A 782-nucleotide genomic window follows, 5' to 3' on the forward strand; every position below is an offset into this window, starting at 1 on the left:
GCCTCGTGAGTTTCGTCGGCAAGCAGTTTCTCCAACCTAAGCGTGACCGGGTGTCCGGTTATGCGGGGGCAAGTCCACTGGCGAGACCGTCCGCGCTCGGGCGGTTCGTCGAGTCGTTCGATTTATAGGTCCCGTTCATGATATGGTCCTCCATCGCAAGTCACTGATCAGTCATAAGGTGTCGAATGATCAAGGCAGGGTCGGCAATGTCGAGTATCAGGCGACGAAAAATACGCCTGCGCATATGGTCTTCGTCCAATACCCATGGCGCACCTTTTTCGCTCAGGTAGCGGGCGAGGACGTCCTCGAGATTCGCGTCCTCTGGCAAATCAAGTCGAAGCGCAAGAAGCGCCGCAATAACATCGTCGATCTCGATCTCAAGTGGTTTCGAATCGATGCGAAGTTCGAGTTTCATGGCAGCTTGCTAAAAAGCGGCGCCGCACGACGGAGAAAAATGCGGCGCCGACCGGGTAACTTACTTGCCGCGGGCGAAAGCTGTTAGTTCAATCATCTCTGGCAGCTCAATACTCCAGCTCTGGCGTGAGCGTCTTCGACGTCTTGTCGTCTTTCGGCGCTTCGGCGACCGTGGCGTCCGTGGTCAGAATCAGCCCGGCAATCGATGCGGCGTTCTGCAAGGCCGTGCGCGTGACCTTGGTAGGATCAACGACGCCTGATTCGACAAGGTCGCCGTACTCACCGGTCGCGGCGTTGTAGCCAAAATTGCCGTGGCCTTCGACCACTTTCGCGATGACTACCGATGGCTCGTCGCCCGCATTCGCCGC

At 57.5% G+C, this 782-nt stretch carries 2 protein-coding genes; both read right to left on the bottom strand.

The window, feature by feature from the left end:
• Positions 1-160: 160 nt before the first annotated feature.
• A complete protein-coding gene (locus AWB74_RS44995; RefSeq protein ID WP_077161438.1) occupies positions 161-415 on the bottom strand; it encodes a hypothetical protein in 255 nt (84 codons plus the stop codon).
• Positions 416-521: 106 nt separating this feature from the next.
• The coding region (locus AWB74_RS45000) for a TCP-1/cpn60 chaperonin family protein (RefSeq protein ID WP_327363389.1) at positions 522-782 on the bottom strand (261 nt) is incomplete at its 5' end.

It is taken from the genome of Caballeronia arvi, assembly GCF_001544695.2.
GTDB lineage: Bacteria > Pseudomonadota > Gammaproteobacteria > Burkholderiales > Burkholderiaceae > Caballeronia > Caballeronia arvi.

Coding starts and splice junctions, on each gene's coding strand:
- AWB74_RS44995 (WP_077161438.1), bottom strand. CDS start 415: ATGAAACTCGAACTTCGCATCGATTCGAAACCACTTGAGATCGAGATC.